Origin of the sequence: Streptomyces sp., assembly GCF_050698815.1 — a bacterium.
Taxonomy (GTDB): domain Bacteria; phylum Actinomycetota; class Actinomycetes; order Streptomycetales; family Streptomycetaceae; genus Streptomyces.
Map to the genome: position 1 here is coordinate 1 of NZ_JBOHCV010000339.1, position 15,453 is coordinate 15,453.

A 15,453-nucleotide genomic window follows, 5' to 3' on the forward strand; every position below is an offset into this window, starting at 1 on the left:
GTGCTGGCAGCCGAACCGTGGGTGGCCGGCGCGCACCTGGCGCCGGGCGGCGCGGACACCGATGCCACCCTGGCGCTGGCGCTCACCCCCGATGCCGACGCCGCCGGGCCCCCCACGATCCTGCGGCGGCTGGCCTCGGCACTGGCCGCGGACGAGACGCTGCGCTCCCGGCTCGTACGCGGCCTCGAACTGGCTCTGCTCCCGCCCGGCAGCGTCCTGCCGGGCGACGCTCTCTACCAGCGCTGACGGGCGGGTCGCCGATTCGACATGCGCTCGCGTCGCGGGCGGCGGAGACTCGGATGGTGATCAGTCATCCCCGACGTGTCAGGAGTGCCATGTCGACCGAGACCGAGCTGCAGTCCCCTGTGGCCGAATTCCTTGGAACCCTGGTCCTCGTCTTCTTCGCGGTCGGCGCCTCGGTGCTGTCGGGTGAGTACATCGGTACGCTCGGCATCGCGCTGGCGTTCGGCTTCACCCTGCTGGTCCTCGCCTACGTGATCGGGCCGGTCTCCGGTTCCCACGTGAACCCGGCGGTCACCCTCGGGATGCTCGTCGCCAAGCGCCTGGACCTGCCGACCGCCATCAGGTACTGGGTCGCCCAGCTCGCCGGGGCCATCGCCGGGGCGGCGCTGCTCTTCCTGGTCGCCAAGCAGGTGCCCGGCCTCAAGATCAGCGAGACCTTCGGCAGCAACGGCTTCGGCGACCGGTCCGCGGTACGGATCAACCTCGGCGGCGCTTTCATCGTCGAGCTGCTGCTGACGGCGCTGCTCGTCTACGTCTTCCTGTCCGTGACGCACAAGGTGACCGTCGCGGGCTTCGCCGGGCTGCCCATCGGCACGGTACTGGCGGTGGTCAGCCTGATCGGCATCCCGCTGACCGGCGCCTCCGTCAATCCGGCCCGCAGCCTCGGCCCCGCCATCTTCGCGGGCGGCGCGGCCCTCACCCAGCTGTGGCTGTTCCTCGTGGCGCCCCTGGTGGGGGCCGTTCTGGCGGCAGCGGTGCACCGCGTCACGCATCCGGCGACCCCGGCGCAGCCGAACAGGCACCCTGAACCCTCCGGTGCCCCCGTCCGCTGACCCGGCCCGGACCGGCGGTTCACCGGTCCCGCGCCGCTCAGGCCCCGCTGTGGCCGAGGACCGGACCGGTGAACTTCTCGCCGGGACCCTGGCCCGGCTCGTCCGGTACCTCCGAGGCCTCGCGGAACGCCAGCTGCAGCGACTTCAGGCCGTCACGCAGTGGCGCCGCGTGGTAAGAGCCGATCTCCGTGGCGCTCGCGGTGATCAGACCGGCCAGGGCGTGGATGAGCTTGCGCGCCTCGTCCAGGTCCCGGTGCTGCTCGCCCTCCTCGGACAGGCCGAGGTTGACCGCCGCGGAACTCATCAGGTGCACCGCGACAGTGGTGATCACCTCGACCGCCGGCACGTCCGCGATGTCGCGGGTCATGCTGTCGAAGTCCGGAGTCTGGTCAGCGGGCCCCTGAGGGCCGGCGGCGGCGTCGTCGCTCATGGCGGCCAGCCTATGCCCCCGGAGCCGGCGCCCACTCCGGTGGGGACCGCTCCCGGCCCCTGGTATGCTGGGATATCGACCGGCTGGGGAACGCTCTCCAGCCCGCAAGTGGAGGCTCCGGACTCCCACCTGACGGTCTCCAGGGACCGCGGGTCAATGGTCAGGCTGCGCCCCGCGGACCACCGCGACGGTGCTCCCGGTCTTTGTGGAGCCCCGCCTGTGTCCGGTACGGGGCGTTTTCCGCGTCTCGCCCCGGTGGTCACACGTCATAAAGACTCGCATGCGGCCGTCCGCCAGACCGTCGCGTGGTGTACCCGAGGAGGCCCCATTAGCGCTGAGCCCCGCATCAACGACCGGATTCGCGTCCCCGAGGTGCGACTCGTCGGTCCCAGTGGCGAGCAGGTCGGCATCGTGCCACTTGCCAAGGCCCTGGAGCTCGCACAGGAATACGACCTCGACCTGGTCGAGGTGGCGGCGACAGCACGTCCGCCGGTGTGCAAGCTCATGGACTACGGAAAGTTCAAATACGAGTCGGCCATGAAGGCCCGTGAGGCGCGCAAGAACCAGGCGCACACGGTCATCAAGGAGATGAAGCTCCGGCCGAAGATCGATCCGCACGACTACGACACCAAAAAGGGTCACGTCGTCCGGTTCCTCAAGCAGGGTGACAAGGTCAAGATCACGATCATGTTCCGCGGTCGTGAGCAGTCCCGCCCCGAGCTGGGCTTCCGGCTGCTCCAGCGGCTCGCGGACGATGTCGCCGACCTCGGCTTCGTGGAATCCAACCCGAAGCAGGACGGCCGCAACATGATCATGGTGCTCGGTCCGCACAAGAAGAAGACCGAGGCGATGGCCGAAGCCAGGGAGGCACAGGCCGCCCGCAAGGCAGGCCGCCTGCCGGAGAACCAGCAGGACACCAGCCCTGTCGAGGAGCCCGCCGAGGCGTGAGCCCCTCCTGGGGCCCTGCCTCGGAAAACCGAACCAGCGACACATGACGCTTCCGCATGCCGGCTCACCGGCCGGCCGGTGGGAGCGTCACGACGAGGAGTGAACGGCGACATGCCGAAGAACAAGACGCACAGTGGTGCCCGTAAGCGCTTCAAGCTCACCGGCTCCGGCAAGGTGATGCGCCAGCGTGCCGGTCGCCGCCACTATCTCGAGCACAAGGCGTCCTCGCTGACGCGCCGCCTCGCCGGCACGACCGAGCTGGCCCCGGGAGACGCCAAGAAGGCCAAGAAGCTTCTCGGCAAGTAAGACCCGCGCGACCGGGATCCATTTCGATTCGGGCCGGGTGGTCGTCCCACCAGACCGGCCCCGTGTACAAGGAGTCATCAAGTGGCACGCGTCAAGCGGGCAGTCAACGCACACAAGAAGCGCCGGGCGATCCTGGAGCAGGCCAGCGGCTACCGTGGCCAGCGTTCCCGCCTGTACCGGAAGGCGAAGGAGCAGGTCACCCACTCCTACGTCTACAACTACAACGACCGCAAGCGGCGCAAGGGCGACTTCCGTCAGCTGTGGATCCAGCGCATCAACGCCGCTGCCCGCGCCAACGGCATCACCTACAACCGCTTCATCCAGGGTCTGAAGGCCGCCAACGTCGAGGTGGACCGCAAGATCCTCGCCGACCTCGCGGTCAACGACGCCGGTGCCTTCACCGTCCTCGTCGAGGTGGCGCAGAAGGCCCTTCCGGACGACGTCAACGCACCGAAGGCCGCCTGAACCGCACCCGTGAGCGGGCAACCGCGGACGAACGGACCCGCAGGCAGCGTGCCTGCGGGTCTGCTGTGCCGCACCCGCGGGGCCGCCGCCGTGCGGGCACGATCGACCAAGTGAGCCGCAGCCATGGGCACCCCCGACCTGATCTCCCCGCGCTCCCCTCGCGTCGCCGCGGCGCGGCGGCTGGTCCGCCGCAACTTCCGTACGAAGGAGCGCCGATTCCTCGCCGAGGGCCCGCAGGCCGTACGCGAGGCCGTGGCCTGCCGCAGCGGTGACACCGGCACCGGCACGGAAACCGCCGAATCCGCTGCCGCCGCTCCGGCCCTGCTCGAACTCTTCGCCACCCCCGAGGCCGCCGCCCGGCACTCCCGGATCGTCGGCGAGGCGCGGGACGCGGGCGCCCGCGTGCACCTTGCCGCCGAGGCGACCGTGGCCGACATCGCGCAGACCGTCAGCCCCCAGGGCCTCATCGGGGTCTGCCGCTTCATCGACCGCCCGCTGGACGCGCTGCTCGCCGCCCGCCCCCGGCTGGTGGCCGTCCTCGCGCATGTACGCGACCCGGGCAACGCGGGCACGGTGCTGCGCTGTGCCGACGCCGCGGGCGCCGATGCCGTGATCCTCACCGACGCCTCCGTCGACCTCTACAACCCCAAGGCGGTACGGGCTTCCGCCGGTTCGCTCTTCCACCTGCCCGTCGCCGTGGGTGTCCCCGTCGGAGCCGCTGCCGAGGGACTGCGTACCGCCGGGGTCCGGCTGCTCGCCGCGGACGGCACCGGCGAGCAGGACCTGGACGACGAACTCGACGGCGGCACCATGAGCGGCCCCACCGGGTGGATCTTCGGCAACGAGGCGTGGGGCCTGCCCGCGGAGACCCGCGCCCTCGCGGACGCGGCGGTACGCGTGCCGATTCACGGCCGCGCGGAGAGTCTCAACCTCGCGACGGCCGCCGCCGTCTGCCTGTACGCCTCCGCCCGGGCGCAGCGCGCCACGCACTAGTAGAGTGACCCGCCCGGGGTGGAGCCCGAGAGGGGGTGCAGCGGGGATGGACGTGCGGTCGCACGGCGCGCAGCCGCGTGAAGTCCGGTCCGACGCCTACCAGGACGCCCCCGCCGCCGACGCTCTGGCCGATGAGGGCGTGGAGCAGCCCGAACAGTCCCCAGGGCTCGGTCTGCACCCCGACGACCTGCCCGATGGCCTGGTCGTCGCCGACGCCACCGGCCGCGTCGTCCACTTCAACGCCGCGGCTGCCCGCATCACCGGAATCGACGCGTCGGAGGCGCTGGGCAGGTCCCTGAACAGCGCGCTGCCGCTGGAGGACGTCAACGGCTGCCGCTGGTGGCAGGTCACCGACCCCTATGGCGGTCTCGCCACTCGCAGCGGGCAGCCCGAGCGCAATCTGCTGCTGCCCGGCGGCCGGGAGGTGCTGGTCGCGGCGCGGTACGTGCGGGCGTACCCGAAAGGCCCCGTACAGCGCCTGGTCGTGACCCTGCGCGGCACCGAGGCGCGGCGTCGCGCCGAGCGCAGCCACGCGGAGCTGATCGCCACCGTCGCGCACGAGCTGCGTTCGCCGCTCACCTCGGTGAAGGGCTTCACGGCGACGCTGCTGGCGAAGTGGGAGAGGTTCACCGACGACCAGAAGCGGCTGATGCTGGAGACGGTCGATGCCGACGCCAACCGCGTCACCCGGCTGATCGCCGAGCTGCTGGACATCTCCCGTATCGACTCCGGCCGGCTGGAGCTACGCCGCCAGCCTGTGGACATGGTCGCCGCCGTCCGCCGCCACATCGAGGCGCACGTCGCCGTCGGCCGGCCCGCGGAACGCTTCGTCACCCGCGTCAGCGAACCGCTGCCCGGTCTGTGGGCCGACCCCGACAAGATCGACCAGGTGCTCGGCAATCTGCTGGAAAACGCCGTGCGCCACGGCGAGGGAACCGTCACCATCGAGGTGGCGCCCGCGCCGACCCGTAGTGATGAGGAAGGAACGGCAGTCACCGTGAGCGACGAAGGCCCCGGCATCCCCGAGGAGTCGATGGGCCGTGTCTTCACCCGCTTCTGGCGGGGCAGCAAGCGCGGCGGCACCGGCCTGGGCCTGTACATCGTCAAGGGCATCGTGGAGGCGCACGGCGGGACGATCACCGTCGCCCGCGCGGCCGCGGGCGGCGCCCAGTTCCGATTTACCCTGCCCGTGGGTGCCCCGGCCTTCCTGGCCTGAGCGGCGCGCACGGGCTTCTCCGGGCCCGCCGGGGCATGCGCAGCACTCACGCGCGTACGAGTGATCACGCGCGCCCCTCTAGACTCGGCTGTTGGCACTGTTGCGCAGCCGAAGCCAATCGGAAGTACGGGAAAAGATGTCCGCACCCAATAAGTCGTACGACCCTGTCGAGGTCGAGGCACTGAAACCGGAAGCGATCGACCGGGCGAAGGACGAGGCGATCACCGCCATCGGCGCCGCGGTTGATCTCGAGGCGCTCCGTGAGGTGAAGGCCGCCCACGCCGGCGACCGCTCCCCGCTGGCCCTCGCCAACCGTGAGATCGGCGCCCTGCCCCCGCACGCGAAGGCCGAGGCCGGCAAGCGCGTCGGGCAGGCGCGCGGCGCGGTCGGCCAGGCGCTGAAATCGCGGCAGGAGGAACTGGAGCGCGAGCGGGACGAGCGGGTGCTCGTCGAGGAGGCGGTGGACGTCACGCTGCCCTTCGACCGCTCGCCCGCCGGCGCCCGGCATCCGCTGACCACCTTCTGCGAGCGCGTCGAGGACATCTTCGTCGCCATGGGATACGAGGTGGCCGAGGGCCCCGAGGTCGAGGCGGAGTGGTTCAACTTCGACGCGCTCAACTTCGCCCCGGACCACCCGGCGCGCATGATGCAGGACACCTTCTTCGTACGGGCCGCGGAGGACGGCGAGGGTGACAGCGGCGTCGTCCTGCGGACCCACACCTCACCCGTGCAGATCCGTTCGATGCTCGACCGCGAGCCGCCGGTCTATGTCATCTGTCCCGGCCGGGTCTTCCGCACCGACGAGCTGGACGCCACCCACACCCCCGTCTTCACCCAGGTCGAACTGCTGGCCATCGACGAGGGTCTGACCATGGCCGACCTCAAGGGCACCCTCGACCACATGGTGCGGGAACTGTTCGGCGGGGACGTGCACACACGGCTGCGTCCCAACTACTTCCCGTTCACCGAGCCGTCGGCCGAGATGGACATGGTCTGCTACCGCTGCCACGGCGAATCGGTCGGCGACCCCGACAACCCCTGCCGCACCTGCTCCAGCGAGGGCTGGATCGAGCTGGGCGGCTGCGGAATGGTCAACCCGCGGGTGCTGACCGCCTGCGGGGTCGACCCGGAGAAGTACAGCGGATTCGCCTTCGGCTTCGGGATCGAGCGGATGATGATGTTCCGCCACAACGTCGAGGACATGCGAGACATGGTCGAGGGTGACGTGCGCTTCACCAGGCCGTTCGGGATGGAGATCTGATGCGGGTCCCGCTTTCGTGGCTGCGAGAGTACGTCGAGCTGCCGGCCGGTGAGACCGGCCGCGACGTCGCGGCGAGGCTGATCGATGCCGGCCTTGAGGTCGAGACCGTCGAGCGCCTCGGCGCCGGGCTCAAGGGACCGCTCGTCGTCGGCAAGGTCCTCGCCATCGAGGAGCTGACCGAATTCAAGAAGCCGATCCGCTACTGCCAGGTCGACGTCGCGGATGCCAACGGCACGGGTGAGCCGCAGAACATCGTCTGCGGTGCCACCAACTTCGCCGTCGGCGACAAGGTCGTGGTCGTGCTGCCCGGCGCCGTGCTGCCCGGCGACTTCGCCATCAGCGCACGCAAGACCTACGGCAAGGTCTCCGAGGGCATGATCTGCTCGGCCCGCGAGCTGGACATGGGCGACGATCATGAGGGAATCATCGTGCTTCCGCCCGAGTACGAGCCGGGCACCGACGCCATCGAGCTGCTTGAACTCGTCGACGAGGTACTGGACATCGCCGTCACCCCCGACCGGGGCTACTGCCTGTCCATGCGCGGCATCGCCCGCGAGACCGCCACCGCCTACAAGCGCGAGCTGCGCGACCCGGCACTGCTCGACGTGCCCGCGCCCAACGCGCACGGCTTCCCGGTCGAGATCGGCGACCCGGTGGGCTGCGACCGCTTCACCGCCCGTACGGTCACCGGGCTGCGGCCCGAGGCCCGGTCGCCGATCTGGCTGGTGCGGCGACTGCAGAAGGCGGGCATGCGCCCGGTGTCGCTGCCCGTCGACATCACCAACTACGTGATGCTCGAACTGGGTTCGCCGCTGCACGCCTACGACCGCGCCCGGCTCGAGGGCCCCATCACGGTCCGTCGCGCCGTCCAGGGCGAGCGGCTGACCACCCTGGTGGGCAGCAAGCGCACGCTGAACGCCGACGATCTCGTCATCGCCGACGACGCCGGTCCCATCGGTCTCGCCGGTGTGATGGGCGGCGCCAGCAGCGAGATCGCCGACCCCGCCCAGGACCCGGAGACCGGCGAGTGGCGCGGCACGAGGGAGATCGTCGTGGAGGCCGCGCACTTCGACCCGGTCACCGTCGCGCGTACGAGCCGCCGCCACAAGGTCTCCTCGGAGGCGTCCCGGCGCTTCGAGCGCGGCGTCGACCCGATGGCCGCCCCGGCTGCCGCCCAGCGCACCGTGGACCTGCTGGTGCTGCTCGCCGGCGGCAGCGCGGGGGCCGGAGTGACCGAGGTCGTCACCCCGTCAGGCCCGCACACCATCAAGATCGCGGCCGACCATCCGGACCGCGTCGCGGGCGTGACGTACGGCCGCGAGACCGTCGTCCGCCGCCTGCTCCAGGTGGGCTGCGACGTGTACGGGCAGGACGAGCTGACCGTGACCGTGCCCTCCTGGCGGTCCGACCTGGCCGACCCCAACGACCTCGCCGAGGAGGTCATCCGGCTGGAGGGGTACGAGAACCTTCCCTCCACCCTGCCCAGGCCGCCCGCGGGCCGCGGGCTGACCGAACGGCAGCGGCTGCACCGCCGGGTGGGCCGGGCGTTGGCCGGCGCCGGGTACGTCGAGGCGCTCAACTACCCCTTCGTCGGGGCCGCTTCCCTCGACCAGCTCGGCCTGGCCGCGGACGACCGGCGGCGCCGCACTGTGACGCTGGTCAATCCGCTCTCAGACGAGGAGCCCGCGCTGCGTACCACGCTGCTGCCGGGTCTGCTCGCCGCGCTGCGCCGCAACGACGGCCGCGGCAGCCACGATCTGGCCCTGTACGAAACCGGTCTGGTCTTCCGGCCGACCGGTGCGGAGACCCGGGCCGAGCGGCTGCGGGTCGACGCCCGGCCGAGCGACGAGGAGATCGCCTCCCTCGGCGCCGCGCTGCCCTACCAGCCGCGGCATGTGGCCGCCGTGCTCGCGGGCTCCCGCGAGCAGCCGGGCTGGTGGGGCGAGGGCCGCGCGGGTGACTGGGCCGACGCGGTCGAGTCCGCCCGTACGGTCGCGCGCGAGGCCGGGGTCGAACTCACCGTGGAGAGCGACCGGCACGCGCCGTGGCACCCCGGCCGCTGCGCCGCGCTGCACGCCTCGGTCGACGGGGCCAAGACGCTCGTCGGACACGCCGGTGAGCTGCACCCGCGCGTGGTGAAGGCGCTGGGGCTGCCGCTGCGCAGTTGCGCGATGGAGCTGAGTCTCGACCTGGTCGAGCAGGCGGCCGGCGGACCGGTGCCGGCGCCGCGTGTCTCCACCTTCCCCGTGGCGACGCGGGACGTGGCGCTGGTCGTGGACGAATCCGTTCCGTCGGCCGACGTCGAGCTGGCGCTGTGCGCGGGAGCGGGCGAACTCCTCGAGTCGCTGCGGCTGTTCGACGTCTTCGCGGGTGAACAGCTGGGCGGCGGCAAGAAATCGCTGGCCTACGCGCTGCGTTTCCGCGCCGCCGACCGCACGCTCACGGCCGAGGAGGCGTCCGCGGCCCGGGACACCGCGGTCGCCTCAGCAGCCGAGCGCACCGGTGCGGTGCTGCGTGGCGCCGGTGCGGCGTAGGACCTGATGCCGCGAAGCGCGGTACGGCCACGCAGGCCGTACCGCGTTCCGGCCGCCGATGTGCGGCAGTCGCTCAGCTGTAGGCGTAGAAGCCCGCGCCCGCCTTACGTCCGAGCCGTCCCGCGTCCACCATCCGCTGCAGCAGCGGGGGCGCGGCGTACAGCGGCTCCTTGAACTCGGCGTACATCGAGTCGGCGACGGAGGCGACCGTGTCCAGCCCGATGAGGTCGGTGAGCTTCAGCGGTCCCATCGGGTGGGCGCAGCCCATCTCCATGCCGTTGTCGATGTCCTCGCGGCTGGCGATGCCGGACTCGAACATCCGGATCGCGGAGAGCAGATACGGAATCAGCAGGGCGTTGACCACGAAGCCGGAACGGTCCTGGGCGCGGATCGTGTGCTTGCCGAGGATGCCGGTGACCGCGGCCTCGGCCCGCTTGATGGTCTCCTCCGCGGTGGTCAGCGCGGGGATGAGTTCGACCAACTGCTGCACCGGCGCCGGGTTGAAGAAGTGGATGCCGATGACCTGGTCCGGGCGGGAGGTGGCCACCGCGAGCTTGACCAGCGGGATTGAGGAGGTGTTGGAGGCCAGGATGGCGTCGGGGCGCTGTACCACCTGGTCGAGCACCTGAAAGATCTCAGTCTTGACCTGCTCGTTCTCGATGACCGCCTCGACGACGAGATCGCGGTCGGCGAAATCGCCCAGGTCGGTGGTGAAGGCGAGCCGCGCCAGTGTGGCGTCCCGCTCCTCCGCGCTGATCTTGCCGCGCTCGGCGGCCTTGCCCAGAGAGTTCGCCAGCCGGGTGCGGCCCAGCTCCAGGGCCTCGCCCGTGGTCTCGGCGACCATGACGTCCAGTCCGGCCCGCGCGCACACCTCGGCGATGCCGGCGCCCATCTGGCCGCAGCCCACCACTCCGACGCGTTCGATGTCGGTCACCTCGTGCCTTTCGCTGATCCTGTGGTCTGCCGACCGACGTTACCCCTGCGGGCACCGTGCGCGGGGGGCGGGGGCGAAAGCTCGTACGAGGGCACGACTTCGGCCGGGGCCGGAAGGAACGACAGGATGAACGTGCGAAAGACCGAGGACCCCATCGGTGGGATGGACCGGGTGGTCGCCGACCACTGCCGGCGACCTCGCCGTGGGGCCCGGCGACCGGAGCTCTAGTGCCGTGACAGGCAAAGCTTGCCGGGAGGGGTACTAGCCCTTCTTGTGCTTCCGCCCCCGCACGCGCTCCTGCACGACGGAATCGGGTCCCGGTGACATCACTGCCTCGTGCCCGTCGTCGAACCGCACCCGGAACGGCGGCTCGCCGTCCGTGCCCAGCACCTCGACGATCTCCGCGACGCGGTCGTGGTCACCCACTACCCGGCCGTGTACCAGCAGACGGTCGCCCGTGTTCGCTCGCATCAGGAGAACCCTCCTGTTCGCAGGGATGCATACCGGAATGTCCGTACTGTATTCCTCTGTGCCGGTAAGTCTACGGGGAGTGGCCCGGGTCCGCCTCGGTCAGGCGCGGGTCCGCCGTACGAGCATGATGCAGATCAGCACGGCGGCGGCGGTGGCGGGCGCGGCCGGCGTCAGATGTTCGCCGAGCAGCAGGACCGACCAGACGAGGGTGAGCAGCGGCTGGGCGAGCTGCGTCTGGCTGGCCCTGGCCACGCCCGCGACACCCATCCCGCGGTACCACAGCAGCAGGCCCATCAGCTGCGAGCCGGCCGCCACCCACACCAGCCCCGTCACCGACTGCGCGGTCAGCTCCGCCGGCTCCGCCAGCAGTGCGATCACCGCGCCCGGCACCGCCAGCGGCAGGCAGCCCACCAGCGCCCAGCCGATCACCTGGAGTCCGGACAGCTCGCGGGCCAGCCGGCCGCCCTCGCCATAACCGGCGGCGCAGAGCAGCAGCGCGCCGCCGAGGTAGAGGTCGCCGGTGGTCGGGGCGCCGCCGCTCTGCTGCAGGGCGAAGGCCAGTACGGCGGCGGCTCCCGCCAGCGCCGCCGCCCAGAACGCGGGGGAGGGGCGGGAGCCGGTGCGCAGCGAGGAGTAGAGCGCCGTGGTCAGCGGCAGCAGGCCGACGACCACGGCCGCGTGTGCGGTGGTCGAGGTCTGCAGTGCGAGCGTGGTCAGCAGCGGAAAGCCGATCAGTACACCGGAGGCGGACACGGCCAGCCACGGCCAGTGGCGGCGGGCGGGCACCGGGACCCGGAAGACGGCGAGGGCGACGCCGGCGAAGAGGGCGCCCAGGCAGATCCGCAGTGTCGTGGCCGACCAGGGTCCGAAGCCGTCGAGGGCCCAGACCGTGGCGGGAAAGGTGAGGGAGAAGCAGACGACGCCGAGGGCGGCCAGCAGCAGTCCGCTGCCCCGTGCAGGCCCAGGGGGAGCGCCGCCCGCGGGCTGAGGAGAAGCCGGGAAGGGTTCCGCCGTACCGGGAACCGCTATCGAATGAGATGCGGTAGCGCTATCCTGTGGTGTCATGCACGAGCGTAACAGTGTCGCTGAACTGGCTACCACTCTCCGGCGGGATCTGAACCGCTACTCCCCGGGAGAGAAACTGCCATCGAGCAGGGAGCTGGTGGAGGCGCACCGCGTCAGCCCCGTCACCGTCTCCCGCGCGGTTGCCCGGCTCGCGGTCGAGGGGCTGGTCGTCACCCGCCCCGGTGCCGGGATCTTCCGGGCCGGTCCGCGCGCGGCGCTGCCTGCGCCGGGTGACACCTCCTGGCAGGAGGTCGCGCTGAGCGCCGATCCGTCCGCCGACCAGGTGCCCCGCAGTGTGGACGCCGACGGTGTGCTCGCCACGCTCATGGCGCCGCAGCAGGGCGTCATCGAGTTCAACGGCGGCTACCTGCCCCCGGGCCTGCGGCCGGAGCGGGCGCTGGCCGCCGCGCTCGCCCGGGCCGGGCGCCGGCCGGGCGCCTGGGACCGCCCTCCGGTCGAGGGCGTGGACGAGCTGCGCGGCTGGTTCGCACGGGAGATCGGCGGCCCTTCCGGCGGTGTCACCGCGGCGGACGCACTGATCACGGGGGGCGGTCAGAGCGCCATCACCACCGCGCTCCGCGCGCTCGCCCCGCCCGGCGCCGCCGTGCTCGTCGAGTCCCCGACCTACCCCGGTCTGCTCGCCGCCGCGCGCGCCTCCGGACTGCGCCCGGTACCGGTGCCCGTCGACACGGACGGAGTGCGCCCCGAGCTGCTGGACAAGGCCTTCCGTGCCAGCGGGGCACGTGTCTTCGTCTGTCAGCCCCTGTTCCAGAACCCGACCGGTGCCCTCCTTTCCGCCGAGCGCAGAGCGGCCGTACTGCGGGCCGCGCAGGAGGCCGGGGCCTTCGTCGTCGAGGACGACTTCGCCAGGCATCTCGTCCACGAGGACGCCGGTCCGCTGCCTCCCACGCTCCGGGCCGCGGACCCGGACGGGAGGGTCGTCCATCTGTGCTCGCTGACCAAGATCACCTCACCCAGCCTCCGTGTCGGCGCCCTGGCGGCGCACGGGCCGGTGCTGGAGCGGCTGCGTGCCGTTCAGACCGTGGACAGCTTCTTCGTCTCCCGGCCGCTGCAGGAAGCCGCACTCGAGCTCGTCGGCGCGCCCGCCTGGCCGCGGCATCTGCGCACCGTCGCCGAGCAGCTGCGGCAGCGGCGCGAGGTGATGCTCGCCGCTCTCGCGCGGGAACTGCCGGCGCTCTCCCTCGCGCACGCGCCACGGGGCGGCTTCCACCTGTGGCTCCGGCTCCCGGACGGCGCGGACGAGGCCGCCCTCGCCGGTGCCGCGCTGCGCGCGGGCGTCGCGGTCGCGCCCGGCCGCCCCTACTTCGCCGCGGAGCCCGCCGCCCGGTATCTGCGGCTCTCCTACGCGCCGGCCGCCGCCGAGGGGGAGATCGCGGAAGGGGTGCGCCGCCTGCGTACCGCCTGCGACGAGGTGCTGGGCCGAGCCCTCGCGAGGGTCACCTGAGTCATCGCCCCCTCTCGCCGGATGCGGTCCGCTCGGCAAGCCGCCGGGCGCGGCGTTCGGCGTCGTCGGCGGCCCGGCGGGCTGCCCGCTCCGCCTGATCGGCCGCCCGTTCCCGCTCCCGGGACCGGGACCGGTTCTCCTCGGCCTCCCGGAGCTCTCCGCGGAGACGGCCGAGGAGCTCTTCGGCCTCCTGCCGGCCGGCGCGCGCCTGTGTGGCGTCCCGCTCGGCCGCCTCGGCCTCCTGCCGGACCCGGCGGGCCTCGTCGGCCGCCCTCCGAGCGTCCTGCCGGGCACGCTCGTCACGCTGCCGCCGGGCCGCCGCGTCCGCCTTCTTCTCCTGGGGGCGGCGGCTCTTCCCGGCTCCGGTGCGCGGCGGCTTCGCACCACCTGGTCCGGATCTGTCCGGCACAGTGGACCCGGCAGCGGCTTCCCGGGCCGCGGCGTCGAACCCGACCGGCGCGCTCAGCGGTCTCGACAGCCGTCCGGTGGCCCACTCCCGGGCAGCGTCCGGATCGGCCAGGACCGCGTGCAGGGTCTCCTCCACCTCCTGCCGAGCCTTGGCGCCGATGGGCGCTCCGGCCGCCGAGGCCAGCTGCGCCGCCTGCCGGGACAGCGCGTTCACCAATTGCCGCTGTTGCCGGGACAGCGCCCGCAGCTGCGTTCCGTCCAGGTCCCGATGTGCGGCGCGCAGTTCCCGACCGAGCCGCAGCAGCGGCGCGACCTGCTCCTCTTCGCGCACCAGCAGATTGCTCGCCCAGGCCGCCGCCGTGGGCCGGCGCAGGCCGCGGATCTGCTCCGCCAGTTCCCGCTGCCCGCCGGTACGGGCCCGCTGCGCGCGGTCGTTCCTGGCAGCGGTGAATTCCGGCGGCAGCAGCCCGTACAACTCCGCTGCCACCTCGTCGAACTCCACACCGCCCTCCCGCTCTCAACATGCCCGTTTTGACACTTACGTGCATGTTTCCACGGCTGGCGCGATTTCGGCCGGACCAGGGAGGCGAACCGCAACCGGACTATCGAACACAGGCGCCGATCGCTCTACGATCGCGGAATGGCCCTACGCCTCACCCTGCTGGCCTCCGGCCGCAGCTCGTCCCTGCTGGACGTGCGGTTCGGCGACAGCCGTTCGCTCGATCCGGCGGGGTGGCACGAGGTGCAGAGGCTGGTACCCGCGCTTTCTCACCTGGCCGCCGCCGAACTGCGCTATTGCTCGCCGTCGGTGCGCTGCCGTGAGACCGGCAACGCGCTGGGTCTCGCGCCGCTGGCCCAGCCGGCGCTGCGTGACTGCGACATGGGGCGCTGGGGCGGCCGCACCCTCCAGGAAGTGGCTGTCCGGGAGCCGCAGGCCGTGCACGACTGGCTGGCCGACCCGAGGTCCGCGCCGCACGGCGGGGAGACGCTGCTCGGCTTCATCCAGCGGATCGGCGGCTGGCTCGACACCCGGCCGTCGGTCGAGGACGGCGGCTGGATGGTCGCGGTCGCGGAGCCCGCCGTGCTGCGGGCGGCACTCTGCTACGCGTTGAAGGCGCCCCCCACCACGTACTGGAACATCGACGCGCATCCGCTCGCCGTGGTGACGCTGGCGGGACGTGCGGGGGAGTGGAGTCTCAGCCTGGAGGGCTGAGAGCGGCCGGGGCGGGCGGCCGCTGCGGGGGTCAGGCCGGTTCGCCGGAGACGGCGAAGGGTTCCTGCGGCCGCTCCCGGGGCGCGGGGATCACCGTCGCGTCGGGTGCTTCGGATGCGTGGTCGTCCCCGGCGAATTCCGGAGCCCGGAAGGGCGTCGTGCTCGGCGGCCGCGATCCCGTCCTGGTCTGGGGCCGCACCTGTTCGGGTGCGGAGAACAAGGGGGTCGTGTCGATGGGAGGTCTCCCGTTCGGGGGTGGCGTGGGGCAGTCCGTCGAGGACGGAGGTGCGGGCGCGGGTGTGGGACGGCCGGGGCGCCTGTGGCTGCCCGCGGCCGACCGTCTCACAGCTTGGTCATCTTGCTGTACGGACTCGGAATCCGTTCCAGCAGGGGACCGAAGTCGACAAGCACCGCGATCCCGTCCTCGATGCCGACGACCCGGCCGAGGCCGTGCTCGTCGTGAGTGACCCGGTCCCCTATGGCGAACCGTTCGAGAGGCTGCGTGACCGGTGCCTTGAAGGGACTGGAGGGCAGATGGCGGCGGGGGAAGGCTGACTTCGTCATTGTCACCAGTATGCGCCCCCTGAGGCGAACTGTGACCCGTCGCACGGTTCCTGGTTGGTCACGGCGCCCGGAACCCGGTTCTCGCGGCCCTCGCCGTCCCGCAT

The 15,453-nt window shown here is 72.0% G+C and carries 16 protein-coding genes and 1 pseudogene; 11 read left to right on the forward strand and 6 right to left on the reverse strand.

All coding sequences use genetic code 11. The features are described from left to right. Positions 1 to 246 (forward strand): annotated as a pseudogene (locus ACRDP3_RS12425) (SseB family protein); the annotation flags it as partial. An 89-nt stretch (positions 247 to 335) separates the two neighbouring features. Further along, positions 336 to 1,076 (forward strand): MIP family channel protein, encoded by a 741-nt coding sequence (locus ACRDP3_RS12430; RefSeq protein ID WP_431516962.1) that lies wholly within the window; start codon positions 336 to 338, stop codon positions 1,074 to 1,076. Between the two features lie 37 nt (positions 1,077 to 1,113). On the opposite strand, the gene ACRDP3_RS12435 is transcribed toward ACRDP3_RS12430, so the two are convergent. Continuing rightward, positions 1,114 to 1,506 (reverse strand): DUF1844 domain-containing protein, encoded by a 393-nt coding sequence (locus ACRDP3_RS12435; protein WP_431516963.1) that lies wholly within the window; start codon positions 1,504 to 1,506, stop codon positions 1,114 to 1,116. 255 nt (positions 1,507 to 1,761) lie between these two features. Here ACRDP3_RS12435 and infC point away from each other — a divergent pair, with 255 nt between their 5' ends. From infC to pheT, 7 genes are all read left to right on the forward strand, one after another. Further along, complete coding sequence (gene infC / locus ACRDP3_RS12440; RefSeq protein WP_431516964.1) at positions 1,762 to 2,454, forward strand: translation initiation factor IF-3; 693 nt, start codon at positions 1,762 to 1,764, stop codon at positions 2,452 to 2,454. A 111-nt stretch (positions 2,455 to 2,565) separates the two neighbouring features. Continuing rightward, a complete protein-coding gene (gene rpmI, locus ACRDP3_RS12445; protein WP_431516965.1) occupies positions 2,566 to 2,760 on the forward strand; it encodes a 50S ribosomal protein L35 in 195 nt (64 codons plus the stop codon). An 81-nt stretch (positions 2,761 to 2,841) separates the two neighbouring features. After that, positions 2,842 to 3,225, forward strand: coding sequence for a 50S ribosomal protein L20 (gene rplT, locus ACRDP3_RS12450; RefSeq protein ID WP_431516966.1), 384 nt, complete (start codon positions 2,842 to 2,844; stop codon positions 3,223 to 3,225). Between the two features lie 123 nt (positions 3,226 to 3,348). Next, on the forward strand, positions 3,349 to 4,218 hold the full coding sequence (locus ACRDP3_RS12455; protein WP_431516967.1) for a TrmH family RNA methyltransferase: 870 nt from the start codon (positions 3,349 to 3,351) through the stop codon (positions 4,216 to 4,218). A 46-nt stretch (positions 4,219 to 4,264) separates the two neighbouring features. Next, a complete protein-coding gene (locus ACRDP3_RS12460) occupies positions 4,265 to 5,434 on the forward strand; it encodes an ATP-binding protein (RefSeq protein WP_431516968.1) in 1,170 nt (389 codons plus the stop codon). 136 nt (positions 5,435 to 5,570) lie between these two features. After that, on the forward strand, positions 5,571 to 6,695 hold the full coding sequence (gene pheS, locus ACRDP3_RS12465; protein WP_431516969.1) for a phenylalanine--tRNA ligase subunit alpha: 1,125 nt from the start codon (positions 5,571 to 5,573) through the stop codon (positions 6,693 to 6,695). After that, a complete protein-coding gene (gene pheT, locus ACRDP3_RS12470) occupies positions 6,695 to 9,229 on the forward strand; it encodes a phenylalanine--tRNA ligase subunit beta (protein ID WP_431516970.1) in 2,535 nt (844 codons plus the stop codon). Before pheS ends, pheT begins: the two co-directional genes overlap by 1 nt. A 73-nt stretch (positions 9,230 to 9,302) precedes the next feature. Here pheT and ACRDP3_RS12475 read toward each other — a convergent pair whose 3' ends face one another. The 3 genes from ACRDP3_RS12475 to ACRDP3_RS12485 all read right to left on the reverse strand — a co-directional run bounded on the left by ACRDP3_RS12475 (position 9,303) and on the right by ACRDP3_RS12485 (position 11,699). Next, positions 9,303 to 10,163, reverse strand: a complete 861-nt coding sequence (locus ACRDP3_RS12475) for a 3-hydroxybutyryl-CoA dehydrogenase (protein WP_431516971.1) — start codon at positions 10,161 to 10,163, stop codon at positions 9,303 to 9,305. 261 nt (positions 10,164 to 10,424) lie between these two features. Beyond that, a complete protein-coding gene (locus ACRDP3_RS12480) occupies positions 10,425 to 10,634 on the reverse strand; it encodes a DUF1918 domain-containing protein (RefSeq protein ID WP_431516972.1) in 210 nt (69 codons plus the stop codon). Between the two features lie 99 nt (positions 10,635 to 10,733). Next, positions 10,734 to 11,699, reverse strand: coding sequence for a DMT family transporter (locus tag ACRDP3_RS12485; RefSeq protein WP_431516973.1), 966 nt, complete (start codon positions 11,697 to 11,699; stop codon positions 10,734 to 10,736). Here ACRDP3_RS12485 and ACRDP3_RS12490 point away from each other — a divergent pair. Beyond that, the gene (locus ACRDP3_RS12490; RefSeq protein WP_431516974.1) at positions 11,698 to 13,164 is read left to right on the forward strand and encodes a PLP-dependent aminotransferase family protein; all 1,467 of its coding nucleotides are present in this window, start codon (positions 11,698 to 11,700) and stop codon (positions 13,162 to 13,164) included. The genes ACRDP3_RS12485 and ACRDP3_RS12490 overlap by 2 nt on opposite strands. Position 13,165: 1 nt before the next feature. Here ACRDP3_RS12490 and ACRDP3_RS12495 read toward each other — a convergent pair whose 3' ends face one another. Then, entirely contained in the window at positions 13,166 to 14,074 is a 909-nt protein-coding gene (locus ACRDP3_RS12495) for a hypothetical protein (RefSeq protein WP_431516975.1), read from the reverse strand. Positions 14,075 to 14,212: 138 nt separating this feature from the next. On the opposite strand from ACRDP3_RS12495, the gene ACRDP3_RS12500 reads away from it, so the two are divergent. Beyond that, the gene (locus tag ACRDP3_RS12500; RefSeq protein WP_431516976.1) at positions 14,213 to 14,785 is read left to right on the forward strand and encodes a histidine phosphatase family protein; all 573 of its coding nucleotides are present in this window, start codon (positions 14,213 to 14,215) and stop codon (positions 14,783 to 14,785) included. A 342-nt stretch (positions 14,786 to 15,127) separates the two neighbouring features. Here the strand turns inward: ACRDP3_RS12500 and ACRDP3_RS12505 are convergent, their stop codons facing one another. After that, a complete protein-coding gene (locus ACRDP3_RS12505; RefSeq protein WP_431516977.1) occupies positions 15,128 to 15,349 on the reverse strand; it encodes a CarD family transcriptional regulator in 222 nt (73 codons plus the stop codon). Between the last annotated feature and the right edge of the window lie 104 nt (positions 15,350 to 15,453).